Here is a 21,095-nt window from a genome sequence, read left to right as displayed (position 1 = left end):
TCCCGGTCCTGCGGTGCGACCGTACCGGTCTCATAGACGACCGTGACCCGCCCGGAGCGCGCTGCCTGCGAGTGGGGCCCCGCCCCGGGCGCCTGGCCCCGGCCCCCCCCCCCCCCCCCCCCCCCCCCCCCCCCCCCCCCGGGGGGGGCCCCCCCCCCGCCCCGCCCCCCCGCCCCCCCCCCCCCACGGCCGTACCGGCTCGGGTCGATCAGGTATCAGGAGGTGTCAGGAGGCGACGGGCTCGTGCGTGATCTCGACGCCGCCGGAGTCACCGAAGGTGAGGCGGCAGGTGTCGGCCCGGTAGGTGGCCACCGAGACCGCGGCCGTGCCCGCGGCGGTGAAGTACCGCGTGGTGACCAGGAGCACCGGTGCGCCGGGCAGCCGGTCCAGTTCCTTGGCGTCGTCGGCGCGGGCGGAGCCGAGCTCAACCGACCGGTCCTGGCCGTCGAGGACCAGCCGCTGCAACTCGCGCAGGACGGCACGCGCCCGGGCAGGACCCGACGGGGCCTCGATGGCGGGCAGTCCGGGCACCGAGGCGGCCGGCACGTACAGCAGCTCGGCAGCGACCGCCTGACCGTTCGTCATCCTGGTCCGGCGTACGGTGTGCACCGGCTGGTCGGCGGCGAACGCCCCGCCGGTACCGAGGAGCTTCACCACGGCGGCCGGCGGCAGGGACTCCGAGGCGTCCTGCGGCTCCCAGCCGTCCACGCCCTCCCCGGGCCAGCTGTGCTGCGCACCGCCGACGGCAACCCCGACGCGCGGCGGGGCGACGGTGGTGCCGACGCCCCGGCGGCGCTGCAGCCGGCCTTCGAGCTCCAGCTGCTCCAGCGCCTGACGCAGGGTCGCCCGAGCGACTCCGAAGCGGGCCGCGAGTTCACGCTCGTTGGGCAGTACCTCACCGACGGCGAAGTCCTGGTCGAGCGCCTCGCTGAGGACGGTCTTGAGGTGCCAGTACTTCGGCTCCGGCACCGTTTCGAGCTGCGTGGTCCCCACCCTGACTCCTCCTGCCATCGCTGCACCCGCCGTGTGTTCCAGCGGCAGTTCCGCGCCTTTGTTTATTAAAGGTTCTTGCACTATCCCTGCGACGATAGGACCGCGCACCCCCTTGGTCAAGACCAATGCTCGTACCTTTGCCGGGCAGATCGGGCATATGTATCAAGCCGTCACGGGATGTTCTCGTATGCGCCGAGGGCTTGTAGTCAAGGGCTACCCGACGGTAATCATGGTGGTGGGCACTCCTGACAGCCTGTCTCGCAGCAGTCCAACCGATGAGGAGCAGCATGACCGCCACCGTCTCCTTCACGATCGATTCGCCGCTCGGCCCCCGGACCACCACCGTCGCCTACGAGCGCAAAGGCTCGGGCGAACCGCTCCTCCTGCTGCACGGCATCGGCCATCATCTCCAGGCCTGGCACCCGGTGACCGACATCCTGGCCGCCGAGCACGACGTGATCGCCGTCGACCTGCCCGGCTTCGGTGCCTCGGAGCCGCTGCCCAAGGGCGTCCCGTACTCCCTGGGCAGCGTGGCCCCGGCACTCGGAGCGCTCTGCACGGCCCTCGGCGTCGAGCGCCCGCACGTCGCGGGCAATTCCCTCGGCGGTCTGCTCGCCCTCGAAATGGGCCGGACCGATCTCGTCCGCTCGGTCACGGCCCTCTCGCCCGCCGGGTTCTGGACCGAAGCCGAACGCCGCTACGCCTTCGCCGCGCTCCTGGCCATGCGGGCCGGCGCCAGGACCCTGCCCCTCCCCGCCGTCCACCGGCTCTCGCGCACCGCCGTCGGTCGCGCCGCGCTCACCGGCACCATCTACGCCCGCCCGGCCCGCCGTTCGCCCGAGGCCGTGGTCGCCGAGACCCTCGCCCTGCGCCATGCCACCGGATTCGAGGACACCCTGGCCGCGGGTGGTTCCGTACGCTTCACCGACGACGTGCCGGGCCTTCCCGTCACCCTCGCGTGGGGCACCCGCGACCGGCTGCTGCTGCGCCGCCAGGGCGTACGGGCCAAGCACACCCTGCCCGGCGCACGGCTGGTCCGCCTCCCGGGCTGCGGCCACGTCCCGATGAGCGACGACCCGGCCCTCGTCGCCCGGGTGGTGCTGGACACGGCACGCAGCGCCGAGCCGGCCGTGTCGCGGCAGACCGAGTACGCGCGTGGCTGAGCGAGCGAGTGAGTGGGACCGGTTCGAGTCAAGGGGGTTGAACGCCTGAACGGATGAGCGGCTGACGGCTGTTCATCCGCGGTTCGCGTGGGCGACGCGGCCGGGCCGGTGCGCGGCGGCACGCTGGTCCGACCCGTCCTCTCTCCCCCCTGGAGACGCATCGATGGCATCGACCCCGCACACCCGACGCTCCCTCATCGGCGGTTCCCTGGCCCTGTCCTCCGCGCTGCTCGCCGCTCCGGCACTCGCCGCCCCCGCACTCGCCGCCCCGGCCTTCGCCCGCTCCGGCCGGCCGAACGCGCACTGGGGCGTCCAGTCCGGTGAGATCACCGCGCATTCGGCCACCGTGTGGACCCGCTGCGACCGCGTCGCGCGCATGTACGTCGAGACCTCTCCGAGCGAGACGTTCCGCTACGCCGTACGCCGCCACCGCGGCCCGCTCCTCGGCCCGTCGAGCGACTTCACCGGGACCACCGTCCTGCGCGACCTCCCGCCCGGACAGCAGATCCACTACCGGGTCGTCCTGGCCGACCCCCACGACCCCCGCCGCACCGCCGAGCCGGTCCTCGGCACCTTCCGCACCACCCCGGTCTCCCGCCGCCGCGACGTGCGCTTCCTGTGGTCCGGGGATTTGGCGGGCCAGGGCTGGGGCATCAACCCCGATGTCGGCGGCTACCGCATCTTCGACGAGATGCGCGGGCGCAACCCCGACTTCTTCCTCTTCAGCGGGGACACGGTCTACGCCGACGGGCCGATCCAGTCGGCCGTGCCCCTGCGGGACGGCAGCGTCTGGCGCAACATCACCACCGCGGAGAAGTCGAAGGTCGCCGAGACCCTCGACGAGTTCCGCGGGAACTTCCGCTACAACCTCCTCGACCGCAACCTCCTCGGCTTCAACGCCCAGGTCCCCGTCCTCGCCCAGTGGGACGACCACGAGGTGCGCAACAACTGGTACCCGGGCCAGCTGATCGACGACCCCCGCTACACCGTCAAGGAGGCCGACACCCTCGCCGCCCGCGCCCGCCGCGCCTTCGGCGAGTACTTCCCGGTCACCGACCTGCGCGGCGGCCGCGCCGAGGGCCGGATGTACCGAGTGATGCGCTACGGGCCGCTCCTCGACGTCTTCGTGCTCGACATGCGCACCTACCGCAACGCCAACTCCCCCGGAGGCCAGACCGAGGACCCCGTCGGCATCCTCGGCGCCGAGCAGCTCGCCTGGATCAAGCGCGAGCTCTCCCGCTCCCGGGCCACCTGGAAGGTCATCGCCGCCGACATGCCCCTGGGCATCGTCGTCCCCGACGGAGCCGCGGACTTCGAGGCGGTCGCCCAGGCAGACCCGGGCGCCCCGCTCGGCCGGGAGCTGCAGATCGCCGAACTCCTGCGGCACATCAAGCACCGGCGCATCACCGGCACCCTCTGGCTCACCGCCGACGTGCACTACACCGCCGCGAACCACTACGCGCCCGAACGGGCCGCCTTCGCCGACTTCGCGCCGTTCTGGGAGTTCGTCTCCGGTCCCGTCGGAGCCGGCGGCTTCCCGGCCGGCCGGCTCGACGCCACCTTCGGCCCGGAGACGGCCTTCGTCCAGTCGGCCCCCTTCGCCAACATGTCACCGTCCGAAAACCCTCCCTACTACGGGGAGGTCGACATCGACGGCGACAGCGGGGACCTCACCGTGCGGTTGCGCCGCCAGGGGGGCGGCGTACTCTTCACCAGGACCCTCCAGCCCGGTCGTGTGGGCCAGTAGAGCGACCGAGGAAGCCCCCGAAAACCGGGTGAAATCGGCCAGATGGACACTTAACCAGTCGGTCACAGTTCGTTCGTGATCACGCAACACCCTTGCGCAACAGTGGTGTGCATGACTGACCGTATCCACGCCCCCGCCCAGCGTCCCCACCGCCACCACTGGCGCCGCGACGTCGTCGAACTCGCCGCACTGTTCTGCGCCGTCGCGGTCGCCGACGCCATCGCCAATCTCGTGGTGCACGGCCCCAGGGGTCCGATCCTGCTGGTTGCCTCGGCCGTCACGCTGCTGGTGACCGCGGCCTTCCACACCTGGTGGGCGCGGCGCCACAGCCATGCGCCGCCGCCCAGCACACCGCCGGCCGAGCAACCGGCACCGTCGGCGCCCGCCGCCACCGCGGCCGCCGGAACCACCGCGACCGCCACCACCCTGTGGCGGATGCGCACGACCGTACGCGACCAGCCCGGCTCGCTGGCCGTCCTCTGCACCGCCCTCGCCCGCAACGGCGTGGACATCCTCACCCTCCAGACGCACCCGCTGCCCGAGGGCGGCACCGTGGACGAGTTCCTGCTGCGCGCCCCGCAGCAACTCCCCTCCGCCGACCTCACCCGCGCCGTCTCCCGGGCCGGCGGACACAGCACCTGGATCGAGCGCGCCGACGCCCACGACCTCGTCGACACCCCGACGCGACTGCTGGGCCTGGCCACCCGCACCGCCCTGGACGCCGCCGAGCTCCCCCTCGCCCTGCGCCAGCTGCTCGGCCGCTGCACGATCCACTCGATCCCGGCGACCACCCTCTCCGGGCGCCCCAACTCCGGCGCGGACGCCCCGGTCGAGGGCGTGCTGGAGGCCACCGTCATGCGGCTGCGGGACCCCTCGGGCGGCGCGATCACCATCGAGCGGCCCTACCTGCCCTTCACGCCGACCGAATTCGCCCGGGCCCGCGCCCTGGTCGAGCTCGACGCCCGCCTCGGCCCGCGCGTCCCGCGCAGCCAGGACGTGCTGACCCTCCCCGAGGGCAACGAGATCACCGTCCGCCGCGCCGACGGATCGGACCTGGCCGCGGCCCGCGCCATGCACGACCGCTGCTCCGAGCGCACCCTCGGGCTGCGCTACCACGGCCCCGTCGCCGATGCCGACCGCTACCTCGGCCACCTGCTCAGCCCCCGCTTCGGCCGCACCCTCGCCGCCACCACCGCGTCCGGGAAGCTCGTCGCCCTCGGCCACCTGCTGTGGGACGGCGACGAGACCGAGGTCGCCCTGCTCATCGAGGACGACTGGCAGCGCCGGGGCATCGGCACCGAGCTGCTCAGCCGCCTTATCGCCATGGCCGTCGAGGCACGGTGCGACAGCGTGTACGCCGTCACCCAGGCGGCCAACACCGGCATGGTCGCCGCCATGCGCGGCCTCGGCCTCCCCCTCGACTACCAGATCGAGGAGGGCACCCTGGTGATCACGGCCCGGCTGGACTCGGCCCCCGCCGGCTCGCGACGGCCGCACGAGGTGCCCCTCGGCCTGCCGCACGAGCACCAGGCTCCGCGCCGCCCCCACTGAGCCCGCCCCGACCGCACAGCTCGCGCTCCGGGCGGAGGCGCCCCGTCCGGACGGGGCGCCTCCGCCCGGACGGTGTGTCCCGCCCGGACGGTGTGCCTCCGTCCGGACGGTGTGCCTCCGTCCGGATCCGGCCAAACTCCGGGCCGCGCCACCGCCCACCACACTCCCTCCCGACAGCGAAATCGCTTGTATACAGGGCACGTTGATCACCTCGGGGCGGACCCGGCAGCCGTGCTCCGGCCCGCGTCACGAGGCTGACGACAATCGGTGATGACGGGAGGACGCCTCACATACGAAGATGGCCGCATGTCAGAGACCCTCCACACCGGCAGCGCCCCCCGGCTGCCCCGCCAGGTGGCCGACGATTACGTCGACGGCCTCATCGCCCTCGACCCGATCACCGGCACCTACCTGGGTGTAGCCGAGAGCTCCGCCAAGCTCCCGGACTTCTCCCCGGCGGGCCGCGCGGCCGTCGCCGAACTCGCCCGTGAGACCCTCGCCTGCCTCGACGCCGCCGAGGCGCTGCCCGGCGCCGACTCCGACGCCGAGCGGCGCTGCGGTCGTCTGCTCCGCGAGCGGCTCACCGCCGAACTCGCGGTCCACGACGCCGAAGAGGATCTGCGCGCGGTCAGCAACATCCACAGCCCCGTGCACTCGGTCCGCGAGGTCTTCTCCCTGACCCCGGCCGACACCGACGAGGACTGGGCGGCGATCGCCGAGCGGCTGCGCGCCGTCCCGGCCGCCTTCGCCGGCTACCGCGAGAGCCTCCGGCTCGGCCTGGAGCGCGGTCTGTACGGCGGCCCTCGCGCCACCGGGACCATGATCGGCCAGCTGACCACGTGGGCCGGCCAGGACGGCACCGCCGCGGCCTTCTTCGAGGACTTCGCCTCGAACGGCCCGCAGTCCCTGCGCGCCGAGCTGGACGCGGCGGCCGCCGGCGCGACCGCCGCCGTCGTCGAACTGCGCGACTGGATGACCGCCGTGTACGCCCCCGCCGTCGAGGGCCGCCCGGACACGGTGGGCCGCGAGCGGTACGCCCGCTGGTCGCGGTACTTCAACGGCACCGACCTGGACCTCGACGAGGCCTACGCCTACGGCTGGTCGGAATACCACCGGCTGCTCGCCGAGATGAAGACCGAGGCGGCCAAGATCCTCCCGGGCGCCGGTCCCTGGGAGGCCCTGAAGCACCTGGACGAGCACGGCACCCACATCGAAGGGGTGGACGAGGTCCAGGCCTGGCTCCAGGGGATCATGGACGAGGCCATCGAGAACCTCGACGGCACCCACTTCGAACTCGCAGAGCGGGTCCGCAAGGTGGAGTCCCGGATCGCCCCTCCGGGCGGCGCCGCGGCCCCGTACTACACCTCCCCCTCGGAGGACTTCTCCCGCCCCGGCCGCACCTGGCTGCCCACCATGGGCCAGACCCGCTTCCCGGTGTACGACCTGGTGTCCACCTGGTACCACGAGGGCGTGCCGGGCCACCACCTGCAGCTCGCGCAGTGGACGCACGTGGCGGACCAGCTCTCCCGCTACCAGGCCACCGTCGGCTGGGTCAGCGCCAACTGCGAGGGCTGGGCCCTGTACGCGGAGCGGCTGATGGACGAGCTGGGCTACCTCAAGGACGCCGAGCAGCGCCTGGGTTACCTGGACTGCCAGATGATGCGGGCGGCGCGTGTCATCGTCGACATCGGCATGCACCTGGGCCTGGAGATCCCGGCGGACTCGCCGTTCCACCCGGGCGAGACGTGGACCGTGGACCTCGCGCAGGAGTTCTTCGGCCTGCACAGCGGCCGGCCGGCGGAGTTCGTGGAGAGCGAGGTGACCCGCTACCTGTCGATGCCGGGGCAGGCGATCGGCTACAAGCTGGGCGAGCGCACCTGGCTGCTGGGCCGGGACAACGCCCGTGCCGCGCACGGTGATTCCTTCGACCTCAAGGCCTGGCACATGGCGGCGCTGTCGCAGGGTTCGCTGGGACTGGACGACCTGCTGGACGAGCTGTCGAAGCTCTGACGGCACGGCGCCTCATGGCCGCCCGCCGCACGGCGCACGGGCCGCTCATCCCCCGGGGGTGGGCGGCCCGTCCGCGTCGGGCGGCCACATCAGCAGCCGCAGTCGTCCGAGTCGGTCGGCGCGGTCAGCGGGTCGGCCTCGCCGCGCTGCCGCGTGCCCTGCCAGGTCTCGACCTCGAAGCCCTCGCGGATCCAGTACTCGATGCCGCCGAGCATCTCCTTGACCTGGAAGCCGAGTTCGGCAAGCGCGAGGGCCGAGCGCGTGCCGCCGTTGCAGCCGGGGCCCCAGCAGTACGTCACCACCGGGACGTTCTTGTCCAGGAGCCGCTCGGCCTGCTCGGGGACGAGGGCGGTGGGCAGGTGGATCGCACCGGGCACGTGCGCCTGGTCCCAGGAGGGCGTGGAGCGGGAGTCGACGAGCTGGAAGCCCAGCTCGGCGCCCGCCTCGCGATGGGCCTTGAAGGCGCTCGCGACGTCCGAGACGTCGGCGTGGAAGGCCAGGCTCGCGGCGAAGTACGCTGCGGCCGCGGCCGGGGAGGCCGGCGGCACCCGGAGCACGGGGTTGCTGGAAGCGGGGGCGGAGGAGGCGTTCTGCGTCGTCGTCATGGCCAGAAATCTACGATCTGTTGATCTTCCTCGGAAGTGGCTTTCCTCGGCCTTCTCCTTGTCCGGCCGGGGAATCCCCTGCTAGACCTGCCCCATGACCGACTATTCCCCTGACGCCACCGACTGGCGGATCCTTGAGGCGCTTCAGCGGGACGGCCGCGCCAGCTTCACCGAGCTCGCCCGCTCGGTGTCCATGTCCGCGAGCGCCGTCACCGAGCGGGTCCGCAGGCTGGAGGAGGCGGGTGTGATCACCGGCTACACGGCCGTCGTGGACCCGGAGAAGCTCGGCAAGTCGATCCTCGCCCTGGTGCGACTGCGCTATCCGCACGGCAACTACAAGCCGTTCCGCGACTTCCTGGAAGCCACCCCGGAGATCCTGGAGGCGCACCACGTCACGGGCGACGACTGCTTCGTCCTCAAGGTGGCGACGCGCTCGATGGGACACCTGGAGGAGGTCACCGGCCGGATCGCGGGCCTCGGCCCGGTGACGACGAGCATCGTCTACTCCTCGCCGCTGCCCCGCCGCCCGCTCAGTCCGTGAGCGCCGCCGTCCGGTGGCGCACGACGGAGCCGCCGCGCTGCTTGACGATCTCCAGCTGGGCCTGGACCCGGGTCCGCAGGTCGGCGACGTGACTGACGATGCCGACGCTGCGGTCCCGCTCGCGCAGTGAGTCCAGGACGTCGAGCACCTCGTCCAGCGCCTGGTCGTCGAGGCTGCCGAAACCCTCGTCGATGAAGAGGGTGTCGAGGCGCGTGCCGCCCGCCTCGTCGGTGACCACGTCCGCGAGGCCCAGCGCGAGGGCGAGCGAGGCGAAGAAGGTCTCGCCGCCCGACAGGGTGGCGGTGTCCCGCTCGATGCCGGTCCACGCGTCGACCACGTGCAGTCCGAGGCCGGAGCGCCCCCGTCCGCTCGCCCTCGCGTCGGAGTGCACCAGGGTGTAGCGGCCGCCGGACATGCGCAGCAGCCGCGCCGTCGCGGCGGCGGCCACCTGCTCCAGGCGGGCGGCGAGCACGTAGGCCTCCAGGCGCATCTTGCGCTCGTTGTCGGCGGAGGTGCCGGCGGTCAGTCCGGCCAGCCGGGCCACCCGGTCGTAGGCCTCGCGCAGCGGGCCGAGCGCGCGCAGTTCCTGCTCCGTCTGCCGGGAGAGCCGGTCCAGTTCGGCGCAGCGGACGCGGGCCGCGTCGCAGGCGGAGCCTGCCGTACGGAGCTTCGCCGCGGCCTGGACCGCGTACGCCTCGGCTGCGTCCGGTGCGGCCGGAGGCAGCGCCGCGGCCTCGGCGGCATCGGTCTCGCCGAGGCGGTCCGCCAGGAGGGCCTCCTCGGCCTGCCAGGCGTCCATCCGGTGCTGGAGCGCGGTGCGTTCGTACTCGGGGAGAACGGCTTCGGCGGCGGCCTCGATGGTGTCGAAGCCCGCCTTGAAGGCGGCGTCGGCGAGCTGGTCGTCGGCCTCCTTCAGCCGGGCGGCGGCCGTCTCGGCGCGGCGCAGGCAGGCGGCGGCCGCGGCGACCATCCTGACCCGGTCCTCCAGGGTCCGGGCGCGGGCCGCGACGGTGGGTGCGTCGCGCCGCACGAGGGCGAGTTCGGCCTCCAGCGAGGCCTGTTCCCGGTCCAGGGCCTCACGGCGCGAGGCCCGGGCGGCGGCCCGGGTCTCGGCGTCGAGCCGGTCGGCGCTGCGCGCGGCGTGTTCCCGCTCGGCCCGGGCGAGCTGCTCCCGGGCGGCGTGCAGGCCGGCGGCCGCGGCATGGGCGGCGGCGTGCCGGGTGGTCAGGTCGGTGGTCAGAGCCAGGAGTTCGGCGGTGGTGGACTCCCCCGCGGCGGACGCGGCCTCGGCGCGCGCCTCCTGGGCGGCGGCGAGCCGGCGTTCGACGGCGGCCCGGGCCTGCTCGGCCTGTTCGAAGGCGGCGTGGGCGGCATCCTCGGCGGCCCGGTCGACGTGGCCGGGGGCGGGACGGGCCGGCGCCGGGTGCTCCGCCGATCCGCACACGGTGCAGGCCTCTCCGGCCACCAGGGCTTCGGCGAGTTCGGCGGCGATGCCGCGCAGCCGGGCCTCCTTGAGCTCCAGCCAGCGTTCGCGCGCGGCGGCCGACTCCTCGCGCAGGTCGAGCAGTTCGCTTTCGGCGCGCTCGGCGTCGGCGGCGAACTCGTCCCGCCTGCGGGCGGCGTTCAGGTTCATCCGGGCCGGTTCCAGCCTCCCCGCGAGCTGCTCGGCCAGGGTGGCGGCCTGCTGGGCGGCGTCCAGCCGCTCCTGGAGGGCGGCCCGGGTCTCCTCCCAGCGCTCCAGCCACTCGGCGGACTCCTGGTGCTGCTCCTCGGCGGCCCGGGACTCCCGTTCCAGGTCGGCCCGTTCGCGGCCGATCTCGGCGCTGCGCTGCTCGGCGCGGTGGGCGGCGCCGAGCGCGCCGAGTTCCTCGCGCAGCCGCTGCTCGACGGTGGCCAGCTGCTCGGTGCCCGCCTCGCGCAGCGGCGGCGGGAGTTCCGCCCGGGCCGCCGTCTCGGCGTGCGCGGCGGCGAGGTGCGCGGCGGAGGCCGCGCCGCGCAGCTCCAGGGCGGGGGCCACCAGGGCTCCGCGCCGGGCCCCGTCCAGCAGGCCGCGCACCCGCTCGCGTTCGGGCTCCGCCTCGGCGAGCAGCGCGGCCCGGCGGGCGGTCTCCGCGTGCCGGCGCTGGAGCCGGTCGAGTTCCCGCGCGTCCTCGGCGGCCCGGCGGGCGGCGGCGTGCCGGCTCTCGACGGCGGCGAGCGCGTATTCGGCGACGTCGAGCCGTTCGCGGGCGGAGCAGCGGGCGACGGCCGCCCAGGCGCGGACCGCTTCGGCCAGCCCGGGATCTCCCGGCTGGTGTCCGGGCAGCGGCCAGGCGCGCAGGTCGGCGCTGTCCCCGGCGGCCTGGGCGAGCCGCTGAGCGGTGTGGAGCACCTTCTCGTCGCCGGCCCGGACCCTGGCCTCGGCGGCCCGGCGACGTTCACCGAGCAGGGCCTCGACGGCGGCGAAGCGGCGGGTGTCGAAGAGCCGGCCGAGTAGCCGGCCGCGCGCCGCCTCGTCGGCGCGCAGGAAGCGTGCGAACTCCCCCTGCGGCAGCAGCACGACCTGGCAGAACTGCTCACGGCTCATGCCGAGCAGCTGCTCGATCTCCTCGCCGATCTCCTGGTGGGAGCGGCTGAGCGCCTCCCAGCCCTCGCCGGTGTGCTCGCGCAGCCGGCTCTGCGCCTTGTCCTTGGTGGTGCCCGTGCCCCGCTTCTTCGGACGCTCCTGTTCGGGGCGCCTGGTGATCTCCAGGCGGCGGCCGCCCGCGGTGAGTTCGAGGGTGACCTCGGTGGGGGTGCCGGCGCCGGCGTGGTCGCTGCGCAGGCTCGTGCCGGGGGCCTGGCGGGGGCCGGGCACGGATCCGTAGAGGGCGTAGCAGACGGCGTCGAGCACGGAGGTCTTCCCGGCGCCGGTGGGGCCGTGCAGCAGGAAGATCCCGGCGCCGGACAGGGCGTCGAAGTCGATCTCCTGGGGCTCGGCGAACGGTCCGAAGGCGGTGACGGCCAGCCTGTGCAGCCTCATCGGCGGGTCTCCCGGCAGCTGTCGTCGGCTCGTACGTCGTCGAAGGCGCCCTGGAGGACGGCCCGTTCGGCCTCGTCCGGGTGGCCGCCGCCGCGCACGTGGGCGACGAAGTCCTCGGCGATCTGCTGGTCGGTGCGGCCGCGCAGGCGCTGGGCGTAGGAGGCGCCGGTCTCCTCCCGGCGGCCCTCGGGGTCGAAGGCGAGGGTGAGGGTGTGCGGGAAGCGGGTGGCGAGGCGGGCCATGGGGTCGTCGGGGCGGACCGGGTCGGTGAGGGTGGCCTCCACCCAGGCGTCCTCGTGCACGGCGTACGCGGGGTCGTCGAGGAGGTCGTCGATCCGTCCGCGCAGCCTCGCGAGGGGGCGCGGCACGGGGGTGTCGATGCGCTCGGCGCCGCTGATCTCTCCTCCCGCGCCCAGTTCGATCAGCCACATGGTCTTGCGGTGGCCGGCTTCGGAGAAGGAGTAGGCGAGCGGGGAACCGGAGTAGCGGACCCGGTCGTTGATCGTCTGGCAGCCGTGGAGGTGGCCGAGGGCGGTGTAGTCCACCCCGTCGAAGACGGAGGCGGGCACGGCCTCGACGCCGCCGACGCTGATGTCGCGCTCGCTGTCGCTGGCCTGCCCGCCGGTGACGAAGGCGTGCGCCAGGACGACGGAGCGGGTGCCGGGCGGGCGGCTGGCGAGGTCGGCCCGGATCCGGTCCATGGCCGCGCCCAGGACCGCCTCGTGGCTGACCTTCCGCGCGCTGAACTCGTCCTTGACCAGGGCGGGCTCCAAGTACGGCAGCCCGTAGAGCGCCACGTCACCGTGGGCGTCGGCCAGTACGACGGGGTCGGCGCAGCCGGCCGGGTCGGTCCGCAGGTGGATCCCGGCGCGGCCGATCAGCCCGGCTCCGACCCCGAGGCGGCGCGCGGAGTCGTGGTTGCCGGAGATCATGACGGTGGGCACGCCGAGCTCCGCGAGCCGGTGCAGGGCCCGGTCGTACAGCTCGACGGCGGGCAGCGGGGGCACGGCGCGGTCGTAGACGTCGCCGGCGACGAGGACGGCGTCGACCTCGTGCGTGCGGACCGTCTCGACGAGGTGGTCCACGAAGGCCGCCTGGGCGCCGAGCAGGTTCACCCGGTGGAAGGCCCGGCCGAGGTGCCAGTCGGAGGTGTGCAGGAACTTCACTCGCCGGCCCCGCCGCACATGCCGTCTCCCCCTGGTCGTCTCCCGCTCGCTGAACCCCCCTACGCTAACCCGTCCCCGGGGGCGCTCAGGGCGCGTACGTCTCCCCGCCCAGGGTGAGACGGGCCGTACCGGCCGTGCTGTCGGCGAGCCAGGCCTGGAAGGCGGGCAGATCGGCCTCGGGGAGGGCGACCTCGATCTCCACGGCGGTCCCGTAGCGCAGGTCCACCACGGTCCTGCCGGTGGAGCGCAGGTCGTTCTGCGTCTTGCCGGCCCGCTGGTGGTCGACGGTGACGGTGGCCAGCCGGTAGCGCCGCCGGGTGACGGTGCCGACCTCGTCGAGGGCCTCGCCGACGACGCCGCCGTAGGCGCGGATCAGCCCGCCGGCGCCGAGCTTCACGCCGCCGTAGTAGCGGGTGACGACGGCCACGGCGTAGCGCACGTCCCGGCGCATGAGCATCTGCAGCATGGGCACCCCGGCGGTGCCGCCGGGCTCCCCGTCGTCGCCGGCCTTCTGGACGGCGGCGTCGGCGCCGATGACGTAGGCGTAGCAGTTGTGCGAGGCGGTGGGGTGCTCCTTGCGGATGCGCGCGATGAACTCCTGCGCCTCCTGCTCGGTCGCGGCGGGCGCGAGCGAACACAGGAAGCGCGAGCGGTTGATCTCCGACTCGTGCGCGCCCTCACGGGCCACCGTCACGTACTGGTCTTGCTTCACCGCTCCACCCTAAGCCGTGGCCACCCCCGGCCCGGCGGCCACGACCGGCGGCTCCCCGCCGAGCCGGCGAGTGACGTTGAGCACCTCGCCTTGAGCACCTCGCCCGCCGACGGGGCGCTGAAGACCGGGTCGTGGAAGGCGGACCGGGCCCGGGCGTCCGCGGGGAATCGGGCGTCGGGCTTTTCGGTTGATGCGGCTGAGCAGTGGCGGCAGACGACGACAGACGACATCAGCAGGAGGCGGCGCGCGTGTACGGCGATCCGGCAACCATTCGCAAGATCCTCACCGAGCTCGGTGACACCTGGGCCGTGGTGGGCCTCTCGAACAACAGGGACCGGGCGGCCTACGGGGTGGCGCGCGTGCTCCAGCAGTACGGCAAGCGCGTGGTCCCCGTGCACCCCAAGGCCGAGACCGTGCACGGCGAGCCCGGGTACGCCTCGCTGGAGGCGATCCCGTTCAAGGTGGACGTGGTGGACGTCTTCGTGAACAGCGAACTGGCCGGGGCGGTGGCCGACCAGGCGACCGCCGTCGGCGCCGAGGCCGTCTGGTTCCAGCTCGGCGTGATCGACGAAGCCGCCTTCGACCGGACCCGCGAGGCCGGGCTGACCATGGTCATGGACCGCTGCCCGGCGATCGAGATCCCTGCTCTCTAGCCTTCCCTGGCCGCGGCCGCAGCCGCGGCCGCTGCACCGTGCGCGTGCGTGGTGGCCGCGGCCACCGGTGCGGACACCGGGGGGACCGACACCGCGAGGGTCATCTCCATCGGTACGGAGCCTTCGTTGCGGTAGGAGTGCGGGAGGTTGGCCTCGAAGGTGGCCGCGGCCCCGGCGGGGACGCGGAACTGCTCCTCGCCGACCACCAGGGTCAGCTCCCCGGCCGTGACGTGCAGCATCTCGATGGTGCCGGAGGGGTGAGGGACGGAGTCCGTGCCCTCACCCGGCACCAGGTGCCAGGTCCACAGCTCCATGGGCCCGCGCTCGTCGGTCCCGATCAGCATGGTCGTCGAGCTGCCCGCCTCGCTCGACCAGATCCGCACCACCTGTTCCGGCGGGACGACCCGGACCTGCGGGCCGCGGTCGTAGTCGAGGAGTGCGGAGATGCTGACGCCGAGCGCGTCGGCCAGCCTCACCGTGGTGCCCACGCTGGGATTCGTACGGGCCTGCTCGATCTGGATGATCATCCCGCGGCTCACACCGGCGCGGGCCGCGAGGGAGTCCAGCGTGAAGCCGCGCTCCCCGCGCCACCTCTTGAGGTTCCGGGCGAGCGCCTGGGTGAGCTGTTCGAGATCCGACACCATTCCGTCCAATATCCTGGATGACACGGTCCAACAGAGTGCACTACCGTGTTCTGTATTAGATGCTGCACTCCGGCGTTCACTGCACTGTACTGCGAGGCCCCCGATGACCGCCTTCTTCGCCCTGGCCACAGCCGTCCTGTGGGGCCTCGCCGACTTCGGAGGCGGACTGCTGACGCGCCGGATACCGGCGCTCACGGTGGTGGTCGTCTCGCAGATCGTCGCCGTCGTCGTGCTCGGCGCCGTGGTCCTCGGCACCCGCGCCTGGCACGAGGCCGGTCCACAGCTGTGGTTCGCGGTCGCCGCGGGCCTGGTGGGGCCGGTCGCCATGCTCAGCTTCTACAAGGCGCTGGCCCTCGGGCCGATGGGCGTGGTCTCACCGCTCGGCTCCCTCGGCGTGGTCGTGCCGGTCACCGCCGGGCTGATGCTCGGCGAGCGCCCCGGCCTCGGCCAGTTCGCGGGAATCGCGGTCGCCGTCGTCGGCATCGTCCTCGCCGGCGGCCCCGAGCTGCGCGGCGCCCCCGTCCGGCGGCAGGCCGTGGTCCTCACGCTGGTCGCGGCCTTCGGCTTCGGCGCGGTGATGGCCCTGATCGCGGAGGCCTCGACCACCGTCACCGGTCTCTTCCTCGCACTGTTCGTCCAGCGGGTCACCAACGTCACCGTCGGCGGCGCCGCCCTGTGGGCGCAGTCCCGGCGCGGCGTCCCCGCCCTTCCGGAAGGCACCGGCCCGCGGATCCTGTGGGGGCTGCTGCCGGCCCTGGCCTTCGTCGGCCTGGCGGACGTCGCGGCGAACGGCACGTATTCCGTAGCCGCCCAGAACGGCCCGGTCACCATGGCCGCCGTACTGTCCTCGCTCTACCCGGTGATCACCGCGCTCGCCGCCTTCGCCGTCCTCAAGGAGCGGCTGCGCACCGTGCAGGCGGCGGGCGCCGGACTGGCCCTGGCGGGAACGGTCCTGCTGGCCGCGGGCTGAACGGCGGGGCGCTACTTCTCGGCCTCGGCGAGCCCGGCCTCCGCCATACCCGCCTCCGCGAGCCCCGCCTCCGCCAGTTCGACCTCGGCCAGCTCGGCCTCGGTGAGCTCGGCCAGCCCCCGCAGCTGCTCCGGCGTCACGCCGTCCGGGATCGGTACCGGCGCCGGGGTCCGCAGCGGCGGCTGCCACCCCGTCTCCGGTGTCCAGCGCCGTACGATGCGGGCCGGCGCCCCCGCCACCACGGCGTGGTCGGGCACCTCGCCCCTCACGACCGCACCGGCGGCCACCACCACGTTGCGGCCGAGCCGCGCGCCCGGCAGGATCACCGCGCCCGTGCCGAGCCAGCATCCGGGGCCGATCTCCACCGGCGCGCTGCGCGGCCACTGCCGGCCGACGGGCTCGTGCGGGTCGTCGTAGCTGTGGTTCGTGGAGGTGATGTAGACACCGGGCCCGCAGAAGGTGTTCGAGCCGATCTCAATGCGCGCGTCGGCGATGACGTGGCTGTCCCGCCCGATGACGACCCCGTCGCCGAGCACCAGCATCGGCTCCGCGCCTAGGTCGAGGTCCGGCATCATGCCGGCGGTGAGGGTGACCTGCTCGCCGATGATGCAGTGGCCGCCGAGCCGGATCCACCGCTCGCCGAAGACCGTGCCCTGCGGGAAGGCGAGCCGGGTACCGTCCCCGATCGCACCGAAGCGCAGCCGGCCCGGGGTCTGCGCGGTCACCGCGCCGGCCTGCTGCATCCAGCGCCAGCCGGTGTGGACCACACGGCTCGCCAGCCGCCGGCGCCAGACCGCCACGGATGAGAACGTGTTCTTTTTCTTCGGCACCCGGCCACGGTAGTGCGCCCGGCGGCGGTCGTCCGGACCACGGTCCTGTGATCTTCACCCCATCGCCGGGACGGCGGGCGGCGTGGCCTACGGTGCTGTTGGCGCGGCAACCGGACGACCGACCAGAGGGAAGCGAACATGACGCAGCAGACGGCCCAGGCACTCGTGGCGGGTGTCGGCGGAAAGCACCCGGACATCGACCCCACCGCGTTCACCGCGCCCACCTCGGTCGTGCTCGGAGAGGTCACCCTCGCCGCTGGCACCAGCATCTGGTACTCGGCGGTGCTGCGCGCCGACTGCGGCCCGATCACGCTCGGCGCCGACAGCAACGTGCAGGACAACTGCACGCTCCACGTCGACCCTGGCTTCCCCGTGTCCATCGGCGAGCGCGTCTCCATCGGCCACAACGCCGTCGTACACGGCTGCACCGTCGAGGACGACTGCCTCATCGGCATGGGCGCCACCGTCCTGAACGGCGCGGTGATCGGGGCCGGCTCCCTGGTGGCCGCGCAGGCGCTGGTGCCGCAGGGCATGGTGGTCCCGCCCGGTTCGCTGGTCGCGGGCGTCCCCGCGAAGGTGCGCCGTGAGCTGACCGACGAGGAGCGCGAGGGCATCAAGGTCAACGCCCAGATGTACGTGGAACTGGCCAAGCAGCACCGCGCCTCGGTGACCCCCGAGGGCTAGGCAGTCTCCTTCGGATCGTGCCGGGCCCGCGTCGCCGGGCAAGATCCGAAGGAGACGACCTCCGTGCCTTGTGGATCAGGCAGGACCCGGTCCACCGGGCACGCCTGGTCGCGGGTGACGCTCCGCCGCCGTCACTCCCCGACCGTGGCGCGGGCCGTCGGCCGCGCGGGGATCTCCGCGCCGGCCGCCCCGGCGGCCTCGGCCGCCTTCTTCATCCGGCTGCGCACCACCAGGGTCACGACGAGCCCGAACACCACCGCGAGGCCCAGGGCCAGCCAGGAGAACCGCTTCAGCCAGGGCTCCGCGACGATGCCGACCGAGTAGATGACGGCGGTGGTCCCGCCCGCCCAGAGGATCCCGCCGAAGACATTGGCGACGAGGAACCGCCAGTACGGCATGTGCAGCACGCCCGCGAGCGGCCCCGCGAAGATCCGCAGCAGCGCGACGAAACGGCCGAAGAAGACGGCCCACATGCCCCACTTCTCGAAGGAGCGTTCCGCCAGAGCGACCTGCTGGGGCCCGAAGTGCTTGGGGAAGCGCCGGCCCAGCCGCTCCAGCAGCGGCTTGCCGCCCCGGCGTCCGATGGCGTAGCCGATCGAGTCGCCCACGATCGCGCCGGTGATCGCGCACAGCCCGAGTACGACGGGGTCGATCTCCCCGTGCTGCGAGGCCAGCAGCGCCGAGCTGACCAGGATGATCTCGCCGGGCAGCGGGATGCCGAGGCTCTCCAGGCCGATGACCAGACCCACCAGGAGATAGATGCTGACCGCCGGAATCGTCTCCAGCCATTCCTGGATGTCCACCGGTACGTCCTCCCGAGTCGTCCCCGGCGCGTCCCCTGTGACACGCCGAACGGGCAGCCTATCGGCTCGCCGGAGCGACCTTCGCCCTCAGAGGCAGTTCGCGTGAGGAACGTCCCGCGAACACCTCGCGGCGTCCGGAGCCCAGCACCCAGGCGTGCTGTTCCGGGTCCCACGACGACAGCGTCCGGGCGTCGATGTCGACGGTGACGCGCTGCGCCGCGCCCGGCGGCAGGGTGATCCGCCGGTATCCGGCGAGTGCGCGCACCGGCTGGTCGAGCCGGAGCTCCTCGGACGGGCCCACGTACACCTGGGCGACCTCGGTGCCCTTGCGCCGGCCGGTGTTGCGGACGGTGAACTCCACCCGCAGTCCGCCGTGCTGCGGGCGGACCGTGAGCTTCTCGTACTGCCAGGTCGTGTACGACAGGCCGTGCCCGAAGGGGAAGAGCGGGGTCGCCCGCTTGGCGTCGTACCAGCGGTGGCCGACGTGGACGCCCTCGGAGTACTCCTGCCGGCCGCCCACTCCCGGGTAGCGCGCGGGGTCCGCGCCGACCGGGGTCGTCCGCTCGTCGGCCGGGAAGGTCTGGGTGAGGCGGCCCCCGGGGTCCACGTCGCCGAAGAGGACGTCGGCGGTGGCCGCGGCGCCCTCCTGCCCCGGGTAGTACATCTGGAGGACCGCGCCGGTACGGGAGAGCCACGGCATGGTCGTACCGGAGGGGGTGTTGAGCACGACCGTCGTACGGGGGTTCGCGGCGGCGACCGCCTCGATCAGCCGTTCCTGCCCGCCCGGGAGCGCCAGCGAGGTCCGGTCCCTGCCCTCGGTGGCGTCCTCGTAGGCGAACAGGACCACGCTGCGGGCCGCCTTCGCTGTGCGTACCGCCTCGGCGAGGTCCTCGGCCCGGATCGCCCCGGTGATGTGCCGCAGGCGCAGGCGCTGGCCCTTGTCCCCGCCGGTGGCGGTGACGGCGAGCCGGTGGGTGCCCGCCTTGAGGGCGAGGGTGCGGCGGCGCACGGCCATCCCGTCCGGTGCGGCGCCGAGGAGTGCGCCCGCGTAGTGCTCGGCCACGCCCTGCCGGACGGGGAACAGCTCCTCCCCGTCGAGGCGTACGCCCGGCCGCTTGCCGGTGTAGTGGACCAGCAGGGTCCACTCGTCGTCGGCCGCGAGGCGGAAGGTGCCTTCGTGGGTCCACACCTGCCCGGGGCCCACCTCGCGGTGCTCCAGATCTGCGGCCGGAGTCAGCAGCTTCGCCGGGAGCGGCCGCCCGTAGAGGTCCTCGCCGAGGGCGTGGCGCACGGCGCCGGCGTTCCCGACCCGTCGCCGGATGGCGGTGAGCGGGGCGTCCGCGCCGTCGGGGACCACGTGTGAGCTGCCCCCGCCGCCGACGAACGGCACTTGGGCGGTGGGGCCGATCACCGCGATCGAGCGGGCCGCGGCCCCCGTCAGCGGCAGGGTGGCGTGCTCGTTGCGCAGCAGCACCGCGCCGGCGGTGGCCACCTTGCGGGCGACCCGGGCCCCGGCCGGGGCGTCGCGCGGGGGCCGGGCGGGCTGCCGGGCCGCCAGCAGTCCGAAGCGGTCCATGGTGGACAGGATCCGGTGCACGGCCTGGTCGACGGCGGCCTCCGGCACGGAGCCCCCGTGCACCGCCTCGCGCAGCGGTTCGCCGAAGTGGGTGCCGCCGGGCATCTCCATGTCGAGGCCGGCGCGGATGGCGGCGACGGTGCTGTGGGCCGCGCCCCAGTCGGAGACGACCCAGCCGTCGAACCCCCAGCTCCCGCGCAGCAGTTCGTCGAGCAGCGGCCTGCTCTCGCAGGCGTGGACCCCGTTGACCTTGTTGTAGGAGCCCATCACGGCGCCCGCGCCGGCGGCCACGGCGGCCTCGAAGCCCCGTAGCTCGGTCTCGCGCAGGGTCTGCTCGCCGACGGACACGTCGACGGTGTCGCGGCCATGTTCCTGGTTGTTGAGGGCGAAGTGCTTGACGGTGGCGATGAGTCCCTCGTCCTGGATCCCGCGGACCAGCTCGCCGACCAGGTCGGCGGTCAGCCGCGGGTCCTCGGAGAAGGTCTCGAAGTTCCGGCCGGCGTAGGGGGTGCGGATGAGGTTGACCATGGGGGCCAGCACGACGTCCTGGCCGAGGGCCCGGCCTTCGCGGCCGATGACCCGTCCGTACTCGCGCGCCAGCGCCGGGTCGAAGGCGGAGGCGAGCAGGACCGGCGCGGGCAGTGCGGTGGCCGGCCGGGACACCCGTACCCCGGCGGGCCCGTCGGCGAGCCGCAGGGCCGGGATGCCCAGGCGCGGTACGCCGGGCACGTAGCCGGCCTGGCCGCGGCCGGCGGGATCGGGGGCCCCGTGCAGCAGGGTGGTCTTCTCCTGGAGGGTGAGCCGCTCCAGCAGGGCGTCGATCCGGGCGGCGCCCCCCGTACCGGTCCCGGTGCCGCTCCCGGTGGCGGGTGCGCCCGCGGCGCCGGTGGCCGGCCCGCTCCGGCCTGCGCCGGGCTCAGGCACGGCCGGGGCGCAGCCGCCGGCTCCGAGAGCCGCGCCCACCCCGCCCGCCGCCGCGATCATCCGCATCGCCGAACGTCTGGACAGGTCCTCGCTCATGGGTGCTCCCTGCGGCGCGGGTCGGCGGGAGCGGCCCGCGCCGGACCGCTCCCCGGGCCACTGTGCTCCGTGTGTCCGCGGGCCCGGCCGAGACGCGCCACCGCGGGCGCCCGGGTTCAGCCCTCCGGCAGGGGCGGCAGGCCGTCGGTGGTGCGCCGGGGCTCGTCCTGACTCTGGATGCGCGCCTCGGTGCGGTGTCCGCGGGCGATGTAGTCCCGTACGACGGCCTCGACCGCGTCCTGTGGCGAGCCGACCCCGGCGAGCACCATCACCTCCACCACGAGTTCGGCGTCGAGGCTGATGTTGACCTTGGCCACGGGTACCCCCTCCATCGTCGTGGCAGGACTCTAGACCGTCCGGCAGGACGCCTGCCCGCCCGACGGCACGGTCCGCGCACCAGGACGCCGGAAAGCAGTACGTGCCCGC

General features: G+C 73.9%; 18 protein-coding genes. 8 read left to right on the top strand and 10 right to left on the bottom strand.

Translation table 11 applies throughout. From position 1 onward, the window contains the following. Positions 1 to 225: 225 nt before the first annotated feature. A complete protein-coding gene (locus ACZ3X1_RS35835; RefSeq protein WP_362630199.1) occupies positions 226 to 993 on the bottom strand; it encodes a GntR family transcriptional regulator in 768 nt (255 codons plus the stop codon). 287 nt (positions 994 to 1,280) lie between these two features. Here ACZ3X1_RS35835 and ACZ3X1_RS35830 point away from each other — a divergent pair, with 287 nt between their 5' ends. From ACZ3X1_RS35830 to ACZ3X1_RS35815, 4 genes are all read left to right on the top strand, one after another. Further along, complete coding sequence (locus ACZ3X1_RS35830; RefSeq protein WP_467283538.1) at positions 1,281 to 2,156, top strand: alpha/beta fold hydrolase; 876 nt, start codon at positions 1,281 to 1,283, stop codon at positions 2,154 to 2,156. A 163-nt stretch (positions 2,157 to 2,319) separates the two neighbouring features. Then, a complete protein-coding gene (locus ACZ3X1_RS35825) occupies positions 2,320 to 3,903 on the top strand; it encodes an alkaline phosphatase D family protein (RefSeq protein ID WP_467283536.1) in 1,584 nt (527 codons plus the stop codon). A 111-nt stretch (positions 3,904 to 4,014) separates the two neighbouring features. Beyond that, positions 4,015 to 5,454 carry a GNAT family N-acetyltransferase gene (locus tag ACZ3X1_RS35820; RefSeq protein ID WP_467283534.1) on the top strand — a complete coding sequence of 480 codons (1,440 nt, stop codon included), beginning with the start codon at positions 4,015 to 4,017 and terminating at the stop codon, positions 5,452 to 5,454. A gap of 306 nt (positions 5,455 to 5,760) precedes the next feature. After that, positions 5,761 to 7,464 carry a DUF885 domain-containing protein gene (locus tag ACZ3X1_RS35815; protein ID WP_467283532.1) on the top strand — a complete coding sequence of 568 codons (1,704 nt, stop codon included), beginning with the start codon at positions 5,761 to 5,763 and terminating at the stop codon, positions 7,462 to 7,464. A gap of 89 nt (positions 7,465 to 7,553) precedes the next feature. On the opposite strand, the gene ACZ3X1_RS35810 is transcribed toward ACZ3X1_RS35815, so the two are convergent. Further along, positions 7,554 to 8,069 carry a rhodanese-like domain-containing protein gene (locus ACZ3X1_RS35810; RefSeq protein WP_356814656.1) on the bottom strand — a complete coding sequence of 172 codons (516 nt, stop codon included), beginning with the start codon at positions 8,067 to 8,069 and terminating at the stop codon, positions 7,554 to 7,556. 94 nt (positions 8,070 to 8,163) lie between these two features. Between ACZ3X1_RS35810 and ACZ3X1_RS35805 the strand changes: the two genes are divergently transcribed. Beyond that, a complete protein-coding gene (locus tag ACZ3X1_RS35805; RefSeq protein WP_356814657.1) occupies positions 8,164 to 8,610 on the top strand; it encodes an Lrp/AsnC family transcriptional regulator in 447 nt (148 codons plus the stop codon). On the opposite strand, the gene ACZ3X1_RS35800 is transcribed toward ACZ3X1_RS35805, so the two are convergent. The 3 genes from ACZ3X1_RS35800 to ACZ3X1_RS35790 all read right to left on the bottom strand — a co-directional run bounded on the left by ACZ3X1_RS35800 (position 8,600) and on the right by ACZ3X1_RS35790 (position 13,489). Beyond that, a complete protein-coding gene (locus tag ACZ3X1_RS35800; protein WP_467283530.1) occupies positions 8,600 to 11,611 on the bottom strand; it encodes an AAA family ATPase in 3,012 nt (1,003 codons plus the stop codon). The genes ACZ3X1_RS35805 and ACZ3X1_RS35800 overlap by 11 nt on opposite strands. After that, positions 11,608 to 12,777, bottom strand: a complete 1,170-nt coding sequence (locus ACZ3X1_RS35795) for an exonuclease SbcCD subunit D (RefSeq protein WP_356814659.1) — start codon at positions 12,775 to 12,777, stop codon at positions 11,608 to 11,610. Before ACZ3X1_RS35795 ends, ACZ3X1_RS35800 begins: the two co-directional genes overlap by 4 nt. An 85-nt stretch (positions 12,778 to 12,862) precedes the next feature. Next, on the bottom strand, positions 12,863 to 13,489 hold the full coding sequence (locus tag ACZ3X1_RS35790; protein WP_467283528.1) for a YigZ family protein: 627 nt from the start codon (positions 13,487 to 13,489) through the stop codon (positions 12,863 to 12,865). 248 nt (positions 13,490 to 13,737) lie between these two features. Here ACZ3X1_RS35790 and ACZ3X1_RS35785 point away from each other — a divergent pair, with 248 nt between their 5' ends. Then, complete coding sequence (locus ACZ3X1_RS35785; RefSeq protein ID WP_356814661.1) at positions 13,738 to 14,142, top strand: CoA-binding protein; 405 nt, start codon at positions 13,738 to 13,740, stop codon at positions 14,140 to 14,142. Here the strand turns inward: ACZ3X1_RS35785 and ACZ3X1_RS35780 are convergent. Further along, positions 14,139 to 14,783: a helix-turn-helix domain-containing protein gene (locus tag ACZ3X1_RS35780; RefSeq protein ID WP_356814662.1), complete on the bottom strand. Its 645-nt coding sequence runs from the start codon at positions 14,781 to 14,783 to the stop codon at positions 14,139 to 14,141. The genes ACZ3X1_RS35785 and ACZ3X1_RS35780 overlap by 4 nt on opposite strands. Positions 14,784 to 14,889: 106 nt before the next feature. Between ACZ3X1_RS35780 and ACZ3X1_RS35775 the strand changes: the two genes are divergently transcribed. Continuing rightward, on the top strand, positions 14,890 to 15,756 hold the full coding sequence (locus ACZ3X1_RS35775) for an EamA family transporter (protein WP_467283526.1): 867 nt from the start codon (positions 14,890 to 14,892) through the stop codon (positions 15,754 to 15,756). Between the two features lie 11 nt (positions 15,757 to 15,767). Here ACZ3X1_RS35775 and ACZ3X1_RS35770 read toward each other — a convergent pair whose 3' ends face one another. Further along, positions 15,768 to 16,586 (bottom strand): acyltransferase, encoded by an 819-nt coding sequence (locus tag ACZ3X1_RS35770; RefSeq protein WP_467283524.1) that lies wholly within the window; start codon positions 16,584 to 16,586, stop codon positions 15,768 to 15,770. 138 nt (positions 16,587 to 16,724) lie between these two features. On the opposite strand from ACZ3X1_RS35770, the gene ACZ3X1_RS35765 reads away from it, so the two are divergent. Further along, positions 16,725 to 17,270 carry a gamma carbonic anhydrase family protein gene (locus ACZ3X1_RS35765; protein WP_467283522.1) on the top strand — a complete coding sequence of 182 codons (546 nt, stop codon included), beginning with the start codon at positions 16,725 to 16,727 and terminating at the stop codon, positions 17,268 to 17,270. Positions 17,271 to 17,401: 131 nt separating this feature from the next. Here ACZ3X1_RS35765 and ACZ3X1_RS35760 read toward each other — a convergent pair whose 3' ends face one another. The 3 genes from ACZ3X1_RS35760 to ACZ3X1_RS35750 all read right to left on the bottom strand — a co-directional run bounded on the left by ACZ3X1_RS35760 (position 17,402) and on the right by ACZ3X1_RS35750 (position 20,986). Continuing rightward, on the bottom strand, positions 17,402 to 18,073 hold the full coding sequence (locus tag ACZ3X1_RS35760) for a DedA family protein (RefSeq protein WP_467283520.1): 672 nt from the start codon (positions 18,071 to 18,073) through the stop codon (positions 17,402 to 17,404). 58 nt (positions 18,074 to 18,131) lie between these two features. After that, entirely contained in the window at positions 18,132 to 20,669 is a 2,538-nt protein-coding gene (locus ACZ3X1_RS35755) for a glycoside hydrolase family 3 C-terminal domain-containing protein (protein ID WP_467283518.1), read from the bottom strand. Between the two features lie 116 nt (positions 20,670 to 20,785). Then, positions 20,786 to 20,986, bottom strand: coding sequence for a type II toxin-antitoxin system VapB family antitoxin (locus ACZ3X1_RS35750; RefSeq protein WP_356814668.1), 201 nt, complete (start codon positions 20,984 to 20,986; stop codon positions 20,786 to 20,788). Positions 20,987 to 21,095: the final 109 nt, after the last annotated feature.

It is taken from the genome of Streptomyces sp. NPDC023541 (genome assembly GCF_055559995.1).
The sequence above is the reverse complement of the archived record's forward strand: the minus strand, read 5'-3'. Positions and strand labels throughout refer to the sequence as shown.

Excerpts from the sequence above, each read along its gene's own strand:
- ACZ3X1_RS35830 (WP_467283538.1), top strand. The coding sequence starts at position 1,281 with ATGACCGCCACCGTCTCCTTCACGATCGATTCGCCGCTCGGCCCCCGG.
- ACZ3X1_RS35825 (WP_467283536.1), top strand. The coding sequence starts at position 2,320 with ATGGCATCGACCCCGCACACCCGACGCTCCCTCATCGGCGGTTCCCTG.
- ACZ3X1_RS35820 (WP_467283534.1), top strand. The coding sequence starts at position 4,015 with ATGACTGACCGTATCCACGCCCCCGCCCAGCGTCCCCACCGCCACCAC.
- ACZ3X1_RS35815 (WP_467283532.1), top strand. The coding sequence starts at position 5,761 with ATGTCAGAGACCCTCCACACCGGCAGCGCCCCCCGGCTGCCCCGCCAG.
- ACZ3X1_RS35810 (WP_356814656.1), bottom strand. The coding sequence starts at position 8,069 with ATGACGACGACGCAGAACGCCTCCTCCGCCCCCGCTTCCAGCAACCCC.
- ACZ3X1_RS35805 (WP_356814657.1), top strand. The coding sequence starts at position 8,164 with ATGACCGACTATTCCCCTGACGCCACCGACTGGCGGATCCTTGAGGCG.
- ACZ3X1_RS35800 (WP_467283530.1), bottom strand. The coding sequence starts at position 11,611 with ATGAGGCTGCACAGGCTGGCCGTCACCGCCTTCGGACCGTTCGCCGAG.
- ACZ3X1_RS35775 (WP_467283526.1), top strand. The coding sequence starts at position 14,890 with ATGACCGCCTTCTTCGCCCTGGCCACAGCCGTCCTGTGGGGCCTCGCC.
- ACZ3X1_RS35765 (WP_467283522.1), top strand. The coding sequence starts at position 16,725 with ATGACGCAGCAGACGGCCCAGGCACTCGTGGCGGGTGTCGGCGGAAAG.
- ACZ3X1_RS35755 (WP_467283518.1), bottom strand. The coding sequence starts at position 20,669 with ATGAGCGAGGACCTGTCCAGACGTTCGGCGATGCGGATGATCGCGGCG.